This window comes from Burkholderia sp. HMSC10F09 (genome assembly GCF_001806955.1).
GTDB lineage: Bacteria > Pseudomonadota > Gammaproteobacteria > Burkholderiales > Burkholderiaceae > Burkholderia > Burkholderia multivorans.
On sequence record NZ_KV786824.1, the window covers coordinates 14,963 to 32,001 of the forward strand.

A 17,039-nucleotide genomic window follows, 5' to 3' on the forward strand; every position below is an offset into this window, starting at 1 on the left:
CGTCGAGCGCGGTGGTCGGCTCGTCGGCGATCAGGAGCTTCGGGTTGCATGCGACTGCCATCGCGATCATCACGCGCTGGTTCATCCCGCCCGACATCTGGTGCGGAAACGCGCCGATCCGGTTCTTCGCGTCGGGAATACCGACCTGGTCGAGCAACTCGAGCGCGCGCCGGTGCAGCGCGTCGCCGCGCAGCCCTTCGTGCAGCTTCAGCACCTCCTTGATCTGGTAGCCGACCGTATAGCTCGGGTTCAGGCTCGTCAGCGCGTCCTGGAACACCATCGCGACGTCCTTGCCGACGATCCTGCGCCGCACCTTCGGCGACGCCTTCAGCAGATCCACGCCGTCGAACGTGATCTCGTCGGCCGTGACCTTGCCGGGCGCATCGATCAGCCCCATCAGCGCCATCATCGTCACGCTCTTGCCGGAGCCCGATTCGCCGACGACGCCCACCACCTCGCCCGGCGCGATCGACAGGTTGATCCGGTCGACCGCGGGCAGGCCGTTGAAGTTCACCGCGAGATTGCGGATGGTCAGTAGATTCGAAGTCATGTCACGCCATCCGTTTCAGTTTGGGATCGAGCGCGTCGCGCAGCCCGTCGCCGAGCAGGTTGATCGCGAGCACCGAAATCAGGATCGACAGGCCCGGCATTGTGACGATCCACCATGCGTTGTCGATGTAGTCGCGCGCCGAGGCGAGCATCGCGCCCCACTCGGCGGTCGGCGGCTGCACGCCGAGGCCGAGGAAGCCGAGCGCGGCCGCATCGAGAATCGCCGACGAGAAGCCGAGCGTCGCCTGCACGATCAGCGGCGCCGTGCAGTTCGGCAGCACCTGCGAGAACATCAGGCGCAGCGTGCCGGCGCCGGCCACGCGCGAGGCGGTCACGTATTCCTTCTGCAGCTCGCCGAGCGCGGACGCGCGCGTGAGACGCACGTAGGCGGGCAGCGCGACGATCGCGATCGCGAACATCGTGTTCGTGAGCCCCGGCCCGATGATCGCGACGACCGCGACCGCGAGCAGCAGCGACGGCAGCGCGAGCAGCACGTCCATGATGCGCATCACGGCCGTGTCGGCCCACTTCTGGAAAAACGCGGCGACGAGGCCGAGCACGATGCCGGGAATCAGCGCGAGCACGACCGACACGAAGCCGATCCAGAACGACATGCGTGCGCCGAACATCAGGCGCGAAAGAATGTCGCGGCCCGCTTCGTCGGTGCCGAGGATGAATTGCCAGTTGCCGCCGTCGAGCCACGCGGGCGGAATCTTCACGTAGTCGCGGTATTGCTCGACCGGGCTGTGCGGCGCGATCAGCGGCGCGAAGATCGCGACCGCGATCAGCACCAGCACGACGATGCCGGCGCCGACGGCGCCGCGGTTGCGCGAGAAGTTGGCCCAGAACTCGCGCAGCGCGAGCGCACGGCCGCCGGCCGGCGCGGATTCGCTCGGCAGGGTGTTTTGCAGATTGCTCATGGATTACCTCGTGTGGCGGATGCGCGGATTCAGCACGCCGTACAGCAGGTCGACGATCAGGTTCACGACGATCACGAGCGTCGCGATCAGCAGAATGCCGCCCTGGACGACCGGATAGTCGCGACGGCCGATCGCATCGATCAGCCACTTGCCGACGCCGGGCCACGAAAACAGCGTCTCGGTCAGCACCGCGCCCGCAAGCAGCGTGCCGATCTGCAGGCCGATCACGGTCACGACCGGAATCAGCGCATTGCGCAGCGCATGCACGACGACCACGCGCGCGGGCGACAGCCCCTTCGCGCGCGCGGTGCGGATGTAGTCCTCGCGCAGCACTTCGAGCATCGACGAGCGCGTCATCCGCGCGATCACGGCGAGCGGAATCGTGCCGAGCACGATCGCGGGCAGGATCAGGTGGCTGACCGCCGACTTGAACGCCCCCTCGTCCGGCGCGAGCAGTGCGTCGATCAGCATGAAGCCGGTCGGATGCGGGAAGTCGTATTCGACCGCGATGCGGCCCGACACGGGCGTCCAGCCGAGATACGACGAAAACACCATGATGAGGATCAACCCCCACCAGAAGATCGGCATCGAATAGCCGGTCAGCGCGGTGCCCATCACGCCGTGATCGACGACCGAGCCGCGCCGCAGCGCGGCGATCACGCCGGCCGGCAGCCCGACGACGAGCGCGAACACGAGCGCGCACAGCGACAGTTCGACCGTCGCCGGAAAGCGCGCGAAGAACTCGCCGGCGACGCTCGTGTTCGTGACGATCGACGTGCCGAGGTCGCCGTGCAGCGCCCGGCCGATGTAGTGGAAATATTGCACGGGCAGCGGCTGGTCGAGCCCGAGGCGTTTCATCGCCTCCGCGTGCATCGCGGGGTCGACGCCGCGCTCGCCCATCATCACTTCGATGGGGTCGCCCGGTATCAGGTGAATCAGCGCGAACGCGAGGATGGTGATGCCGATGAAGGTCGGAATCACCATGCCCACGCGGCGCAACACGAATCGGAGCATGATGCGTCTCGTCTTTTCTTGTGGGAAATGTGCGACCGGCGACGGGGAGCTCGTGGCCCCCCGCCGCCGGATGGGTAGGTCTCGGTCTTCGTGACAGCTTACGCCTGCCGCGTTACTTCACGCTCACACCATCGAAGCGTGCGTAGCCGAGCGGCTCGATGCGCATGTCGACCACGTTCTTGCGCACCGGCTGGTACACCGTCGAGTTCGCGATCGGCGAGAACGGCAGCTGCTGCGCGAAGATCTGCTGCGCCTGCGTGTAGAGCTTCGTGCGCGCGTCCTGGCCCGTCGTCGTGCGGCCCTTCTGGATCAGGTCGTCGAACGGCTTGTAGCACCAGTGCGAGAAGTTGTTGCCCTTGATCGCCTCGCAGCCGAGCAGCGTGCCGAGCCAGTTGTCGGGGTCGCCGTTGTCGCCGGTCCAGCCGATCAGCATCGTGTCCTGCTCGCCGCCGTGCGCGCGCTTGATGTACTCGCCCCACTCGTACGTGACGATCTTCGCCTTCACGCCGATCTTCGCCCAATCGGCCTGGATCATCTCGGCCATCAGACGTGCGTTCGGGTTGTACGCGCGCTGCACCGGCATCGCCCACAGCGTGATCTCGAAACCGTTCGGATAACCGGCCTTCGCGAGCAGCGCCTTCGCCTTGGCGGTGTCGTAGGCGGCCATCTTCAGGTTCTTGTCGTAGGACCACTGCGTCGGCGGCATCGGCGCATTCGCGGCCTGGCCCGCACCCTGATAGACCGATTCGAGAATCGCCTTCTTGTTGATCGCCATGTCGAGCGCCTGACGCACCTCGAGCTTGTCGACCGGCTTGTGCTCGACGTTGTACGCGAGGTAGCCGAGGTTGAAGCCCGGCTGCGACGGCATGTCGATGTTCGAGTCGGCCTTCAGCGTCGCGATGTCGGCCGGACGCGGATAGCTCATCACCTGGCATTCGTTGCGCTTGATCTTCTGCACGCGCACGCCCGGATCGGGCGTGATCGAGAAGATCAGCTTCGACAGCTTCACTTCGCCCTTCTTCCAGTAATCCGGATTGCCGTCGAAGCGGATCGTCGCGTCCTTCGTGTAGCTGCGGAAGATGAACGGGCCCGTGCCGACCGGCTTCTGGTTGATGTCGGCGGCCTTGCCGGCCTTCATCAGCTGATCCGCGTATTCGGCCGACAGGATCGACGCGAATTCCATCGCCATGTTCTGGATGAACGGCGCGTTCGGTTCGGCAAGCGTGAACTTCACCGTGTACGGATCGACCTTCTCGACCTTCGTGATCAGCTTGTCGAGGCCCATGTCGGTGAAGTACGGGAACGACACCGGATACGCCTTGCGGAACGCGTTGTTCGGATCGAGCATGCGCTCGAACGTGAACACGACGTCGTCCGCGTTGAATTCGCGCGTCGGCTTGAAGAAGTCGGTCGTGTGGAACTTCACGCCGTGGCGCAGGTGGAACGTATAGACCTTGCCGTCGGACGACACGTCCCACTTCTCGGCGAGGCCGGGCTCGACCTTCGTGCCGCCGCGCACGAATTCGACGAGGCGGTTGTAGACGGTGAACGTGGCGGCCGTGAAATCGACGCCGGTCGTGTATTGCGCGGAATCGAAGCCCGCCGGGCTGCCTTCTGAGCAGTAGACGAGCGTCTTGTTCGGGATCTGTGCGAATGCAGAGCCCGCGACGCCGAGCGATGCCGCTGCCACGCCTGCAATGGCGGTAACACGCAGGGTGTGCAACAGACGGTTGTGTTCCATGTTTCCTCCAGGTCTCCAGATCGGAACCGGTCCCTCCCGGGGCCGGCGTACGCGGATATTACTTGAGCAAGCGATTTTGCAACAAGCCGGAGAAAAAACCTCTCTACACGCATTTGCGCGGGTTTTTGCCGATGTTTTGCGCAATCGAAAGCTGTCAACGCGTGCGCGAGCGACGGTTCCGCGCATCGCGCGCGTGTTTCCGTCGACAACTAAACAGGAGGGACGCCGAAGCAGACGTGCAGCACATGGCGGCACGGTGCGCCTTTACCGCGCTTTTGCAGTGTTTTCGCGTATTTCGCGCGCTGCGTTGCACGCGCCGCAACGGCCGGCGCGCGTGCGCCTCATGCGGGCGCGTCGAGGTCCGCGCTGCGTGCGGGGACGAACGCGACCGCGACGATCGACAGCGCGAGCCCCGCCATCACGTAGTACGTCGGCGCGAGCGGCGTGCCCGTCACCTTGATCAGCCACGTGACGATGAACTGGCCGAAGCCGCCGAACAGCATCACCGCGACGTTGTAGGCGATCGATAGTCCGGTCGAGCGCACGTTGGCCGGAAACAGTTCGGCGATCATCGCGCCGAACGGCCCGTAGTAGCCGGCAAGCGTGATCGACAGCACGACCTGCACCGCGATCAGCCGGCCGATGCTCGGCGCGGCGTCGAGCCATGCGAACAGCGGATAGATCAGCGCGAGCGTCAGCACCAGCGACCAGAGCGATAGCCCCTTGCGGCCGATGCGGTCCGACCATGCGCCGGCGAGCGGCGACAGCACGGTCAGCAGCAGATTGCCTGCGATCACCGCGTAGAACGATTCCGCGTAGGGCAGCTTCAGCTGCTTGACCGCGAAGGTCGGCAGATAGCTGATCAGCACGTAGATCGTCACGGTCAGCGCGATCACCGAGCCGAGCCCGCAGAGCACTTCGCGCGAGTGGCGCGCGAACACTTCGCCGAGCGTCGGGCGGCGCGCGCTCTGCTGCGCGTGCAGGAATGCTTCCGAATCGGCGAGATGGCGGCGGATGTAGAAACCGATCGGGCCGATCATCAGCCCGATGATGAACGGCACGCGCCAGCCCCACGCGCGCAGCGCTTCGGGCGACAGGCCGCGCGTGACGGCGGCGCCGACGACCGCGCCGATCAGCAGCGCGGCGGCCTGGCTCGACATCTGCCAGCTGCCGTAGAAGCCGCGCTTCGAAAACGGCGCGGCCTCGATCAGGAGCGCGGTCGCGCTGCCGAATTCGCCGCCCGCGGAGAAGCCCTGCAGCAGCCGGCCGAACACGATCAGCAACGGGCCGCCGATGCCGATCGCCGCATACGGCGGCGCGACCGCGAGCAGGAAGATGCCGGCCGTCATCAGCAGGATCACGAGCGACAGCGCGGCCTTGCGGCCCGCGCGGTCCGCATACAGGCCGAGCACGATCCCGCCGATCGGACGCATGAAGAACGCGACGCCGAACGTGGCGGTGGTCAGCAGCAGCGACCCGTATTCGCTCGAGGTCGGAAAGAACAGCTCGGCGATCACGACGGCCATGAAGCTGAACACCGTGAAGTCGTACCACTCGAGCGCGTTGCCGATCACCGCAGCGGCCACCGCACGCCGGTTCAGCGCACGCTCGGGGCGGACCGGTTTCGTTGAATTCGCAATCGTCGCCATGCGTGCCTCGTCGTGGAGAGTTCGCCGTCGCGGACGGCGCGGCGTGCGCGTTGCCCCGCGCATCGATGTGCAGCGAGTGTAGAAAGCACCGGAACCGTTTTCAAGCAATAAAAACGCCCGCGATCGCAGGATCGCGGGCGTTGTGCGGTTTTCACCACATATCGCGGCATCGCACGATGCCGCCGGGCCTCAGCCCATCTTCGAGAACGCGCTGCACCAGCCCTTCGCCGCGACCTGCTTGCCGCCGAACGCCGCGCATGGACCCGACGTCGAGCCCTTCTTGCCCTGGTACAGCATGCAGGCCGCGCAATCCTGGCCCGCTGCATATTTCGGATACTTCGCCTTGTCGACCTTCGTCGCGTCGGCCTTGTAGCCGAGCGCCTGCGCAGTCGGGTCGCTTTCCGACAGCATCGGCGCATCGGCCAGCGCTTCGCGCGACAGCGCCAGCGCGGACACGACGCCGACGCTCGAAATCAGGAAACTCCGACGGGATGTTTTCATGGGGACTCGCTCCAACGTTATCGGTTTGAAAGCTGTTCTGGCGACAGCCGCTACAGCATAACCGCCAAGCGCCGAAACGTGCGTCCCGAAATGCCGGAAATAATGAATTTCACACGGCGCGCCTGCGATGCGCGCCGGCCGCCGTTCGCGCCGCGTCGCGCGAGCGCGCTCTAACCGTATGCGGCCATCTCGCCCACGCGCTGCGCGAGCGCGAGCGACGCGGTAAGCCCCGGCGATTCGATGCCGAACAGATTCACGAGCCCGCGCACGCCGTGCTGCGCGGCGCCCTGCACGATGAAGTCGGCGGGCGGCTCGCCGGGCCCCGCGACCTTCGGCCGGATGCCCGCGTAGGCGGGCTGCAGCGCGCCGTCGGGCAGCTCGGGCCAGTACGCGCGGATCGATGCGTAGAACGCGTCCGCGCGCGCCGGATCGACTTCGTAGCGCAGCGCGTCGATCCATTCGACGTCCGGACCGAAGCGCGCCTGCCCGGCAAGATCGAACGTCAGGTGAATGCCGAGCCCCGCGCGGTCCGGCATCGGATAGACGAGATGCGAGAACGGCGCGCGACCGGACAAGCTGAAGTAGTTGCCGCGCGCGAGATAGAGCGGCGGCACCCAGCGCGGATCGAGGCCGCGCGTGCGGCGCGCGAGCGCCTGCGCGCCGAGGCCCGCGCTATTGATCACGCACGCGGCTTCGATCTCGGTCGGCGCGTCGCCGCCGGTACGCACGACGAAACGCCCGCCGCGCAGCACGTCGATCGATTCGACCGGCGACTTCAGCGCGCATACGGCGCCGTCGCGCTGCGCGGCGCCGAGCAGCGCGAGCATCAGCTGATGGCTGTCGACGATGCCGGTGGACGGCGAGAACAGCGCCTCCACGCATTCGAGCGCGGGCTCGAGCGCCTGCGCTTCGGCGCGCGTGAGCGGCAGCAGATCGAGCACGCCGTTCTCTTCCGCACGTGCGGCGATCGCCTTCAGCTGCTTCACCTGCGAGGCGGTCGACGCGACGAGCAGCTTGCCGACGCGCCGGTGCGGCACGTGGTGCGTGTCGCAGAATTCGTACAGCAGGTCGCGCCCGCGCACGCACGACAATGCCTTCAGCGATCCGCGCGGATAGTAGAGCCCCGCGTGGATCACCTCGCTGTTGCGCGAGCTCGTGCCGGTGCCGATCGCGTCGGCCGCCTCGAGCACGAGCGTCTCTCGTCCGCGCGCGGCCAGCTCCCGCGCGATCGCCAGACCCACGACGCCCGCGCCGATCACTACACAATCCATCTGCTCCATGACTTGTCGCGTCGCTCGCGCGTAGAGGGGAGACAGCGGAATTGTACGTCCCGGTTCGCCCGCCTGCCGATCGCGATGTACGTCTCGTCACGACTGTTACGCATCGCACACGCGGCGCGGCGCGCGCCCGTCGCGCGCCGCTCAGAACCCGATCGGCCTGCGCCGAGCCGAGCCTTCGTCCGCGCGGATGTCGCGCGGCTCGATCGCGTCGCGCCCGTCGAGCCGCGCGGCGCCGAACGCGTGCAGCAGTGCGCGGCGCATCGTGCGCGGCGGCGTCGCGGCCAGCACGTCGAGCGCGGCATCGCCGAGCGTTTCCGGGAAGCGCCGGCCCCACGCGTGCGACATGCGGATCTCGTCGTAGATCGTCTGCGCAATGCGGCGCGCGCCGGCCGCGTCGGGCGGCGCGATCTCGTAGACGTTCATGCGGTTCAGCAGCGGCTCCGGAATCGCGTGCGCGTCGTTCGCGGTCGCGATCCAGATCACGTTGCCCGCATCGATCGGCACTTCGGCGAATTCGTCGACGAAGGCGCGCGCCGTGTCGTGTTCGAGCAGCGCGTAGAGTGCGCCGAGCGGATCGTATTGCGCATCGGCGCCCGCCTTGTCGATTTCGTCGACGGCGATCACGGGGTTCGCATAGCTGCCGTTCACGAGCGCGTCGAACACCTTGCCGGGCTTCGCGTTCTTCCATTGCGACGATGCGCCCGACAGGATCCAGCCGGCCGTCAGCGAACTCATCGGCACGTAGTGATACGCGGTGCCGAGCATCTGCGCGAGCGCCTTCGCGAAATGCGTCTTGCCGATCCCCGGCGGACCGAGCAGCAGGATCGGCATCAGTTCGAGCCGATCGTCGGTTTCGAGGCAGAGCGCGACCTGCTTGCGCACGTCGTCGAGCGGTTCGGCGAAATTAGGCAGCGCTTCGCCGAGCGCGTCGAACGACGGCATCCGGTTCGGCTTCACGCAGAAACGCAGATTGCCGGTCTTCAGCATCCGCTCGTAGGTCGCGCGCAACGCATCGCTCGCGCTTTCGTTCAAATCGTTCAGTGCCGTCTCGACCTGCTCGAGGTCGTACACCGTGCTGAAAGACGCCACCGCCAGTTCCTGTTTCACCATCGCCGTCGTCATACCAACCTCACCGCTGCTTGCTGTCACACGATCATCAGACCCTTACGATTTTCAGTGTAGCGGCGCGCGTCGCGCGTGCAAGCAAGCAGCCGCGCGAGGCTGCTGCTAACACCGGCCGCGCGCTGCAGGCCCGCGCCGCGCGACGTATCATCGTCAGTTCACCGGTCGCCGCGCATGGCCGGCGGTGCACCGCGTACCGCGTCCGCTTTCGTCCCCAGGGTATGCCGATGTCCGTCCCCGCCGCTCCTCCGAACGTCGATCCCGACGCGATCCGCGCCGTCGACGCCGCACTGACGTCGCGCCGCTCGGTGCGCGCATTCCTGCCGACGCCGGTGCCGCGCGCGACGCTCGAGGCGATCCTCGAAGCCGCGAGCCGCGCGCCGTCCGGCACGAACATCCAGCCGTGGCACGTGTACGTCGCGACGGGCGCGACGCGCGATGCGCTCGCGGCCGCGCTCACCGCCGCATACGACGATCCCGCGCGCGACGAAAAATACGTCGCCGAATACGACTACTACCCGCGCGAATGGGTCTCGCCGTATATCGACCGGCGCCGCAAGGTCGGCTGGGATCTGTACGGCCTGTTGAACATCGGTCGCGACGAGAAAGCGCGCATGCATGCGCAGCACGCGCGCAATTTCCGCTTCTTCGATGCACCGGTCGCGCTGTTCTTCACGCTCGACCGGATCATGACGCACGGCGCATGGCTCGACTGCGGGATGTTTCTGCAAGGCGTGATGACGGCCGCGCGTGCGCGCGGGCTCGATACGTGCCCGCAGGCCGCGTTCGTGCCGTTTCACCGGATCGTCGCCGAACACCTCGACATCCCGGACAACGAACAGCTCGTCTGCGGGATGTCGCTCGGCTACGCCGATCCGCATGCGGTCGAGAACCGCCTCGTCACCGAGCGCGCGAGCGTCGCCGAGTTCGCGCGTTTTTTCGCTTGAAAACGCGTGACGCGTACCTACTTTTCACAGCATCCGTCCGTCGCCGGCACGCCGATGTGTCGCGCCGGCGCACGGCCGGCAGCGGAACCGCAGCGCGACCGTACCCGAGCCAAAGCGGGACCGTAGCGGGACCGCGTCGTGCTCCGCACCGCTCGCCGCCGCGTGCGGCGACAACGCTGCCGAAATCGATCGGGCGTAAGATGAGCGTCCGTTCCCCACTACCCCGCGTTTCCGGAGAAGCTTCATGCTGAAACACGGCCTGGCCGTCCTGCTCGCGAGCGTCGCGCTCGCCGCCCATGCGCAGAGCCCCGCACCGGCCGTCGTTGCGTGGGAGATCCAGGTCGTGCGCGACGGTCAGACGATCGACACGTTCCAGCAGCAGACCACCGTGGGTCAAACGCGCACCGACACCCATCGCTATCCGTCCGCCGTGCCGGTCGGCTGCGGCAATGCCGCGCGCGTCGTGCCGACCGAGCGTTCGCGCGCCGTCACGGTCGCGCCGCTCGGCGTCGATACCGCGGCCGGCACCGTATCGCTCGCGCTCGACGTGCAGGAAACGCTCGACGACGAAAGCGCACGGCAGAACGATCCGTGCATGCCGGCGTCGCCGCGCCAGATCGTCGCGAGCCATCCGGGCTTGTCGGTCGGCGCCGACGCCTGGACCGACTGGACGCTCGTCGAGCAGCATCCGCATCTCGTCTACCGCGTGCGCGCGCACGTCGCGAAGGACTGATCGCCATGGCTGCCGACGCGCTATCCGTCCCGTTCGCCGAACCGCACGCGGCCCCCGACGAGATCACCGCGGTCAGCTGGAACCTGCACAAGGGCCGCTCGCCGCTCGGCTTCACCGCATGGAACGCGATGCGCGACTGGATGCAGTCGACGCACGCGGACGTGTATTTCCTGCAGGAAGCGATGGCGCGGCGCATGCCGCGGCCGGTGCTCGCGCCGGGCTTCGGCGCGCCGATGGACGATGTCGACGACGACGTCTGGCACTGCCAGGCGACCGAGATCGCACGCGCGCTCGACTGGCAGATCGCGCTCGGGCCGAACGTGTTCAAGCCGTCGTGGCGGCACGGCAACGCGATCCTGTCGCCGCATCCGCTCGACCTCGGCGGCCGCTGGGACATTTCCGCGCACCGTTTCGAGCGGCGCGGGCTGCTCGTCGCGCGCGCGACGCTCGCCGGCGCGCGCCCCGTCACGCTGCTGTGCGCGCACCTCGCGCTCACGCGCGCGGCGCGGCTGCGCCAGATGCACTGGATCGCGCACTGGATCGTGCGCAACGCGGGCGACGATCCGCTCGTGCTCGCCGGCGACTTCAACGACTGGCGCAACGATTCTGTCGCGGTGTTCGGCGAGATCGGGCTGTCCGAAGTGGCGACGCTGCTCGGCGAGTCCGGGCGGACGTTCCCGGCGTTCTCGCCGGCGCTCGCGCTCGACAAGATGTTCGTGCGCGGCCTCACGCCGCTCGAGTGGCGCGCGCCGTCGAGCGAAACCGCGTGGCTGTCGGACCACCTGCCGTACATCGCGCGGCTGCGTCTCGATCCGCGATAAACGCCGCCCGGCGCGCCCGCGCGACCGAAAGCGCATCGTAAGCGCGCGTTGCGCCAAATCCGCGCGGCCACGGGGGGCAAGCCCGCGATTCGCGCAGGCAGGGTAAAATAGCCAGTTCCTCAAACGTCTGTCATCGAGAAGGCGCGTGTCCGACGCGCCGGCCGGCCGATCCGCGATCGGGCCGACGCACTCGGTTTTTGCCCGTTTTCGGGCCCGTTACACGCGTCCGCTACGCGCGTCCGTTTTGAAAGCCATGAGCAAATACGACACCGCCATCGTCCAATCCGTCCATCACTGGACCGACACGCTTTTCAGCTTCACCTGCACCCGTGAGCCGAGCCTGCGCTTCAACAACGGCGAGTTCACGATGGTCGGCCTCGAGGTCGACGGCAAGCCGCTCGCGCGTGCCTACTCGATCGTGAGCCCGAACTACGAGGAGCACCTCGAATTCTTCAGCATCAAGGTCCAGGACGGCCCGCTGACGTCGCGCCTGCAGCACCTGAAAGTGGGCGACACGGTGCTGATCGGCAAGAAGCCGACCGGCACGCTCGTCGTCGACAACCTGCTGCCGGGCAAGACGCTGTGGCTGCTGTCGACGGGCACGGGCCTCGCGCCGTTCATGTCGATCATCCGCGATCCGGACATCTACGACCGCTTCGAGAAGGTCGTGCTGACGCACACCTGCCGCCTGAAAGGCGAGCTCGCGTACATGGACTACATCAAGCACGACCTGCCGGGCCACGAGTACCTCGGCGACATCATCAAGGAAAAGCTCGTCTACTACCCGACCGTCACGCGCGAAGCGTTCGACAACGAGGGCCGGATCACCGACCTGATCGCGTCGGGCAAGCTGTTCACCGATCTCGGCGTCGCGCCGTTCTCGCCGGAAAACGATCGCGTGATGCTGTGCGGCAGCACCGCGATGCTGAAGGACACGACCGCGCTGCTCAAGCAAGCCGGCCTCGTCGAAGGCAAGAACAACGCACCGGGCCACTACGTGATCGAGCGCGCTTTCGTCGACTGATCCATCCCCAAATTTTTGAAGCATCAAGAAACCGGAGCGAAGGCTCCGGTTTTTTTTCGTCCGCGCTTGGCGAATTCGTAACAATGGCGGACCATTTCATCTCAAATAGTTACATTTGACGCACCGCATCGACGACCTTCGATGTCGGTTTTTTTCCTACGCCGCGTTCAATCCGATTATTCACATTTACCCTTAAATGTCCGCCCGACATGACCTTTTCGCCATTTTTGAGATATTATGCGCGGCGCGTGACGCTGACTTGGCCGCACGCAAGGGGTCGGACTCAGGTGTTACTGAATGTAACTTTTGTTACCTTGGCATGCCGCCGTTTTCCGGCCGCATGCGGGAGCCGGACGGCCGCCGACCCGCGCCGCCGACCGGCGTCTGAACCGCTTTCTGACAGCAGGGAGAGTCATGGATACGTCGCTTAATGCGCCTCGCGGCGCTCGCGCCCCGTTCCCGTCGCGGCTGCCCGCGCATGGCTGCGCCGCCGCAACGTCGGCCGATCCCGTCCCGAAATCCGATCCGTGCGCGCAGCGCATCGCGGTGCTGTCCGCGCAGCTGCTCGCCGCCGACGAAGCCGCGCGCCGCCATCTGGCCGGCGAGCTGCACGACGGGCTCGGCGCAGAACTCACCGCCGCCCGTTTCGCGCTCGCCAACGCCCAGGCGTGGCTGCCGGCCGACGCGCCGGAAGGCTGCCTGCGCGCGCTCGAACTCGCGCAGCGCGCGCTCGACGCGGCGACCGACGCGAACCGCCGGCTGATCGACGCACGCGCCGTGCCGGCGCTCGAGAGCGGCGTCGTGCCCGCGCTGTCCGCGTGGATCGACGGCTTCGCGGCCCGTACCGGCCTGCGCACGAGCTTCGTCTGCGCGGCCGATGCGCGCGTGCCGCACCTCGCCGGCGACGCCGCGCTCGCGATCTTCCGCGTCGCGCAGGAAGCACTGTCGAACGTCGCGAAGCACGCGCGCGCCGCCTCGGCCGACGTGCGGATCGACGCCGACGACACGTTCCTGTCGCTGATCGTCACCGACGATGGGACCGGTTTCGCACGCAAGCGCCGCGCCGGCTACGGGCTCACCGGCATGCAGGCGCGCTGCGCCGCGTTCGGCGGCGGGCTCGACACGACGTCGGGCGCGGCCGGGCGCGGCACGCGCGTGACCGCGTACTTCGCATGGGACGCGCTGCTCGGCGCGCCCGCCGCGGCTCGTTTCGCGTCGCTGTCGTGAGGTCGCGATGGGCCTGAACATCCTGCTCGTGGACGACCACGCAATCGTCCGGCAAGGGATCTGCCAGTTGCTCGTCGACCGGGGCGTCGCGCGCGAGGTCACCGAAGCGGAAAACGGCGCCGACGCGCTCGCCGCCGTCGACCGGCAGACGTTCGACGTGATCCTGCTCGACATCTCGCTGCCCGACACGAACGGCATCGAGGTGCTCAAGCGCCTGAAGCGCAAGCTGCCGCGCACGCCGGTGCTGATGTTCTCGATGTACCGCGAGGATCAGTACGCCGTGCGCGCGCTGAAGGCCGGCGCCGCCGGCTATCTGTCGAAGACGGTCAACGCCGCGCAGATGATCGGCGCGATCCAGCAGGTCGCCGCGGGCCGCAAGTACGTGAGCCCCGCGATGGCCGAAGCGCTCGCCGAATACGTGTCGTTCGAGAACGAGCCGCTGCCGCACGAAAAGCTGTCCGACCGTGAATATCAGACGCTCTGCATGCTGGCCTCGGGCAAGCGGCTGACCGACATCGCGAACACGCTGTCGCTGTCGGTGAAGACGGTCAGCGTGTACCGGTCGCGGCTGCTCGAGAAGATGCGGCTGTCGAACAACGCGGAACTGACGTTCTACGTGATGAGCAACCGGCTCGTCGACATGTCGCCCGCGTCGGGCACCTGACGCACCGCGCCCCCCCCTCTCGCTGTCCCACGCGCAAGGTTCCGGCGCGGCCGCTCGGCCGCCGCTCGGCCGTTGCGCACGCAAGCGCTTGTTTTATCGGACGATTCGGCGACGCAACGCTGCGCGAGCGCGAGCCTTTTGCGTCAAATCGGCTAAAATTGCGGGTTTTCACTCAGTCAGCACCGCCGCTCCCGCGCGCCCCGCTGACGATCCACCCGCAATGTCTCTCTTTCGCAAGAAAAACGTCGATCGCATGATCGCCGGCGCGCACGCCGCCGGACTCAAGAAGGCGCTCGGCGCGATCGACCTGACCTTCCTCGGCATCGGCGCGATCATCGGCACCGGCATCTTCGTGCTGACCGGCACCGGCGCCGTGCAGGCCGGGCCCGCCCTGATGCTGTCGTTCGTGATCGCCGCGATCGCCTGCGGCCTCGCCGCGCTGTCGTATGCGGAGTTCGCGTCGACGATCCCGGTCGCCGGCTCGATCTACACGTATTCGTATGCGACGCTCGGCGAACTCGTCGCGTGGATCATCGGCTGGGACCTGATGCTCGAATACGGGCTCGCGGCATCGGCCGTGTCGGTCGGCTGGTCGGGCTATCTGCAGTCGCTGCTGCAGGGCTTCGGGCTCACGCTGCCGACCGTGCTGACCGCCGCGCCGGGCGCGGTGCCTGGCGTCGTCACGTGGTTCAACCTGCCCGCGTTCCTCGTGATGATCGTGATCACGACGCTGCTGTCGATCGGGATCCGCGAATCGACGCGCATCAACAACGTCATGGTGTTCATCAAGGTGTCTGTCGTGCTGCTCGTGATCGCGGTCGGCCTGTTCCACGTGACGCCCGCGAACTGGAAGCCGTTCATGCCGCACGGCTGGAACGGCGTGTTCGGCGCGGCCGCCGTGATGTTCTTCGCGTTCATCGGCTTCGACGCGGTGTCGTCGGCGGCCGAGGAAGTGAAGAATCCGAAGCGCGACCTGCCGATCGGCATCATCGCGTCGCTCGCGGTGTGCGCGGTGCTCTACGTGACGGTCGCGGCAGTCGCGACCGGCATCGTGCCGTCCGCGCAGTACGCGAGCATCTCGCACCCGATCTCGTACGCGCTGCAGGTCGCCGGCGAAAAATGGGTCGCGGGCTTCATCGATCTCGGCGCAGTGCTCGGCATGCTGACCGTGATTCTCGTGATGAGCTACGGGCAGACGCGGATCATCTTCGCGATGTCGCGCGACGGGCTGCTGCCGGGCACGCTGTCGCGCGTGCATCCGCGCTACGCGACGCCGTTCCTGACAACCTGGCTCGTCGGCCTGTTCTTCGGACTGATCGCCGCGCTCGTGCCGCTGAACGTGCTCGCGGAGCTGATCAACATCGGCACGCTGGCCGCATTCTCGATGGTCTCGATCGCGGTGCTCGTGCTGCGCCGCACGCACCCGCACCTGCCGCGCGCGTTCCGCTGCCCGGGGGTGCCGGTGGTGCCGCTGCTCGCGGTCGCGGCGTGCGTGTTCCTGATGGTGAACCTGCAGCCGGTCACTTGGATCGCGTTCGGCGTGTGGCTCGTGATCGGTCTCGCCGTCTATTTCCTCTATTCGCGACACCATTCGAAGCTCGCCCGCGGCCACGCGGAGTGATCCCGCGCGCGGCGCAGCGACGCGCCGCCCGCACCGACGGCGCGCCCGCCTTGCGAGCGCGCCGTTTTGCTTTGCAGCCGCCGTCGCACGCGCGGTGCACGCCGAGCACGTCCGCGGCAGGCGGTTCATAATGCGCGCAATCAACGAGGGAACGACGATGGAAAGTGTGGATCTCGACGTGCTGAAATCGAGCGCGCGCTGGCTCGACGAAGGTCGCCGCGTGCTGCTCGTGACGGTCGTGAAGACCTGGGGCTCGTCGCCGCGCCCGGAAGGCGCGATGCTCGCGGTGCGCGAAGACGGGCTCGTGGTCGGCTCGGTGTCGGGCGGCTGCATCGAGGACGATCTCATCGCGCGCGTGCATGCGAACGGCATCGCGCGCGACGCGCGGCCGGAAGCGGTCAAGTACGGCGTGACGGCCGAAGAAGCGCACCGCTTCGGGCTGCCGTGCGGCGGCACGATCCAGCTCGTGCTCGAGCCGCTGACGCGCGACAGCGGAATCGCGGCGCTCTGCGCGGAGGTCGAGGCGGGCCGCCTCGTCACGCGCACGATGACGCTCGCGACGGGCCGCGCGTCGCTGTCGCCCGCGCAGGCGACCGACGGGCTCGCGTTCGACGGCGAGCGGCTCGTGACGATCCACGGCCCGCGCTACCGGATGCTCGTGATCGGCGCCGGGCAGCTGTCGCGCTATCTGTGCCAGATCGCGGTCGGGCTCGACTATCAGGTGACCGTCTGCGACCCGCGCGAAGAATACACGGACGGCTGGGACGTGCCCGGCACGCGCATCGTGCGCACGATGCCCGACGATACGGTGCTCGACATGAAGCTCGACGCGCGCTCGGCCGTGATCGCGCTCACGCACGATCCGAAGCTCGACGATCTCGCGCTGATGGAGGCGCTGAAGACGCCCGCGTTCTACGTCGGCGCGCTCGGCTCGCGGCGCAACAACGCGGCGCGCCGCGAGCGGCTGCGCGAATTCGATCTGAGCGAAGCGGAACTGAGCCGGCTGCACGGGCCGGCCGGCATCTACATCGGCAGCCGCACGCCGCCGGAAATCGCGATCTCGATTCTCGCCGAGGTCACGGCCGCGAAGAACAACGTGTCGCTGCCGACGATCCTGCAGGTCGAAGGCGCGAAAGCCGCGCGCGAGATCGCCGCGAACGGCGGCGCGACCTGCGGGCTCTGACGCCGGCGCGGCCGCACCGCGAAGGCGCCGCGTGCACTGCGCG

General features: G+C 67.5%; 16 protein-coding genes. 8 read left to right on the forward strand and 8 right to left on the reverse strand.

Annotated elements, in window-relative coordinates:
• The 8 genes from HMPREF3115_RS32665 to HMPREF3115_RS21130 form a co-directional block, all read right to left on the reverse strand.
• On the reverse strand, nucleotides 1–550 hold a 550-nt coding region (locus tag HMPREF3115_RS32665), incomplete at its 3' end, for an ABC transporter ATP-binding protein (RefSeq protein WP_256276330.1).
• Nucleotide 551: 1 nt separating this feature from the next.
• Nucleotides 552–1,469 carry an ABC transporter permease subunit gene (locus HMPREF3115_RS21100; protein ID WP_006408053.1) on the reverse strand — a complete coding sequence of 306 codons (918 nt, stop codon included), beginning with the start codon at nucleotides 1,467–1,469 and terminating at the stop codon, nucleotides 552–554.
• 3 nt (nucleotides 1,470–1,472) lie between these two features.
• Nucleotides 1,473–2,483, reverse strand: coding sequence for an ABC transporter permease subunit (locus tag HMPREF3115_RS21105; RefSeq protein ID WP_006408784.1), 1,011 nt, complete (start codon nucleotides 2,481–2,483; stop codon nucleotides 1,473–1,475).
• Between the two features lie 112 nt (nucleotides 2,484–2,595).
• On the reverse strand, nucleotides 2,596–4,224 hold the full coding sequence (locus HMPREF3115_RS21110) for an ABC transporter substrate-binding protein (RefSeq protein ID WP_053297790.1): 1,629 nt from the start codon (nucleotides 4,222–4,224) through the stop codon (nucleotides 2,596–2,598).
• 341 nt (nucleotides 4,225–4,565) lie between these two features.
• A complete protein-coding gene (locus tag HMPREF3115_RS21115; protein WP_070555904.1) occupies nucleotides 4,566–5,873 on the reverse strand; it encodes an MFS transporter in 1,308 nt (435 codons plus the stop codon).
• A gap of 189 nt (nucleotides 5,874–6,062) precedes the next feature.
• On the reverse strand, nucleotides 6,063–6,374 hold the full coding sequence (locus HMPREF3115_RS21120; protein ID WP_006402728.1) for a high-potential iron-sulfur protein: 312 nt from the start codon (nucleotides 6,372–6,374) through the stop codon (nucleotides 6,063–6,065).
• Nucleotides 6,375–6,544: 170 nt separating this feature from the next.
• On the reverse strand, nucleotides 6,545–7,654 hold the full coding sequence (locus HMPREF3115_RS21125) for an NAD(P)/FAD-dependent oxidoreductase (protein ID WP_070555905.1): 1,110 nt from the start codon (nucleotides 7,652–7,654) through the stop codon (nucleotides 6,545–6,547).
• Between the two features lie 141 nt (nucleotides 7,655–7,795).
• Entirely contained in the window at nucleotides 7,796–8,776 is a 981-nt protein-coding gene (locus tag HMPREF3115_RS21130) for an AAA family ATPase (RefSeq protein WP_006402726.1), read from the reverse strand.
• Between the two features lie 227 nt (nucleotides 8,777–9,003).
• Between HMPREF3115_RS21130 and HMPREF3115_RS21135 the strand changes: the two genes are divergently transcribed.
• The 8 genes from HMPREF3115_RS21135 to HMPREF3115_RS21170 all read left to right on the forward strand — a co-directional run bounded on the left by HMPREF3115_RS21135 (nucleotide 9,004) and on the right by HMPREF3115_RS21170 (nucleotide 16,996).
• Nucleotides 9,004–9,723: a nitroreductase gene (locus tag HMPREF3115_RS21135; RefSeq protein ID WP_012214325.1), complete on the forward strand. Its 720-nt coding sequence runs from the start codon at nucleotides 9,004–9,006 to the stop codon at nucleotides 9,721–9,723.
• 244 nt (nucleotides 9,724–9,967) lie between these two features.
• Nucleotides 9,968–10,456 carry a hypothetical protein gene (locus tag HMPREF3115_RS21140; RefSeq protein WP_070555907.1) on the forward strand — a complete coding sequence of 163 codons (489 nt, stop codon included), beginning with the start codon at nucleotides 9,968–9,970 and terminating at the stop codon, nucleotides 10,454–10,456.
• A 5-nt stretch (nucleotides 10,457–10,461) separates the two neighbouring features.
• On the forward strand, nucleotides 10,462–11,277 hold the full coding sequence (locus HMPREF3115_RS21145; RefSeq protein ID WP_053297794.1) for an endonuclease/exonuclease/phosphatase family protein: 816 nt from the start codon (nucleotides 10,462–10,464) through the stop codon (nucleotides 11,275–11,277).
• Between the two features lie 253 nt (nucleotides 11,278–11,530).
• Nucleotides 11,531–12,301: a ferredoxin--NADP reductase gene (locus HMPREF3115_RS21150; protein WP_012214327.1), complete on the forward strand. Its 771-nt coding sequence runs from the start codon at nucleotides 11,531–11,533 to the stop codon at nucleotides 12,299–12,301.
• Nucleotides 12,302–12,715: 414 nt separating this feature from the next.
• The gene (rqpS, locus tag HMPREF3115_RS21155) at nucleotides 12,716–13,528 is read left to right on the forward strand and encodes a quorum system sensor histidine kinase RqpS (protein WP_070555909.1); all 813 of its coding nucleotides are present in this window, start codon (nucleotides 12,716–12,718) and stop codon (nucleotides 13,526–13,528) included.
• A 7-nt stretch (nucleotides 13,529–13,535) separates the two neighbouring features.
• On the forward strand, nucleotides 13,536–14,192 hold the full coding sequence (rqpR, locus tag HMPREF3115_RS21160; protein WP_006402720.1) for a response regulator transcription factor RqpR: 657 nt from the start codon (nucleotides 13,536–13,538) through the stop codon (nucleotides 14,190–14,192).
• A gap of 220 nt (nucleotides 14,193–14,412) precedes the next feature.
• Nucleotides 14,413–15,813, forward strand: coding sequence for a branched-chain amino acid transporter BcaP (locus HMPREF3115_RS21165; RefSeq protein ID WP_006408060.1), 1,401 nt, complete (start codon nucleotides 14,413–14,415; stop codon nucleotides 15,811–15,813).
• A 157-nt stretch (nucleotides 15,814–15,970) separates the two neighbouring features.
• Complete coding sequence (locus tag HMPREF3115_RS21170; protein ID WP_006402717.1) at nucleotides 15,971–16,996, forward strand: XdhC family protein; 1,026 nt, start codon at nucleotides 15,971–15,973, stop codon at nucleotides 16,994–16,996.
• The last annotated feature ends 43 nt before the right edge of the window (nucleotides 16,997–17,039 follow it).

What these genes read in the sequence shown, in the direction of transcription:
- HMPREF3115_RS21100 (WP_006408053.1), bottom strand. Translation starts at nt 1,469, where the DNA reads ATGAGCAATCTGCAAAACACCCTGCCGAGCGAATCCGCGCCGGCCGGC.
- HMPREF3115_RS21105 (WP_006408784.1), bottom strand. Translation starts at nt 2,483, where the DNA reads ATGCTCCGATTCGTGTTGCGCCGCGTGGGCATGGTGATTCCGACCTTC.
- HMPREF3115_RS21110 (WP_053297790.1), bottom strand. Translation starts at nt 4,224, where the DNA reads ATGGAACACAACCGTCTGTTGCACACCCTGCGTGTTACCGCCATTGCA.
- HMPREF3115_RS21115 (WP_070555904.1), bottom strand. Translation starts at nt 5,873, where the DNA reads ATGGCGACGATTGCGAATTCAACGAAACCGGTCCGCCCCGAGCGTGCG.
- HMPREF3115_RS21120 (WP_006402728.1), bottom strand. Translation starts at nt 6,374, where the DNA reads ATGAAAACATCCCGTCGGAGTTTCCTGATTTCGAGCGTCGGCGTCGTG.
- HMPREF3115_RS21125 (WP_070555905.1), bottom strand. Translation starts at nt 7,654, where the DNA reads ATGGAGCAGATGGATTGTGTAGTGATCGGCGCGGGCGTCGTGGGTCTG.
- HMPREF3115_RS21130 (WP_006402726.1), bottom strand. Translation starts at nt 8,776, where the DNA reads ATGACGACGGCGATGGTGAAACAGGAACTGGCGGTGGCGTCTTTCAGC.
- HMPREF3115_RS21135 (WP_012214325.1), top strand. Translation starts at nt 9,004, where the DNA reads ATGTCCGTCCCCGCCGCTCCTCCGAACGTCGATCCCGACGCGATCCGC.
- HMPREF3115_RS21140 (WP_070555907.1), top strand. Translation starts at nt 9,968, where the DNA reads ATGCTGAAACACGGCCTGGCCGTCCTGCTCGCGAGCGTCGCGCTCGCC.
- HMPREF3115_RS21145 (WP_053297794.1), top strand. Translation starts at nt 10,462, where the DNA reads ATGGCTGCCGACGCGCTATCCGTCCCGTTCGCCGAACCGCACGCGGCC.
- HMPREF3115_RS21150 (WP_012214327.1), top strand. Translation starts at nt 11,531, where the DNA reads ATGAGCAAATACGACACCGCCATCGTCCAATCCGTCCATCACTGGACC.
- rqpS (WP_070555909.1), top strand. Translation starts at nt 12,716, where the DNA reads ATGGATACGTCGCTTAATGCGCCTCGCGGCGCTCGCGCCCCGTTCCCG.
- rqpR (WP_006402720.1), top strand. Translation starts at nt 13,536, where the DNA reads ATGGGCCTGAACATCCTGCTCGTGGACGACCACGCAATCGTCCGGCAA.
- HMPREF3115_RS21165 (WP_006408060.1), top strand. Translation starts at nt 14,413, where the DNA reads ATGTCTCTCTTTCGCAAGAAAAACGTCGATCGCATGATCGCCGGCGCG.
- HMPREF3115_RS21170 (WP_006402717.1), top strand. Translation starts at nt 15,971, where the DNA reads ATGGAAAGTGTGGATCTCGACGTGCTGAAATCGAGCGCGCGCTGGCTC.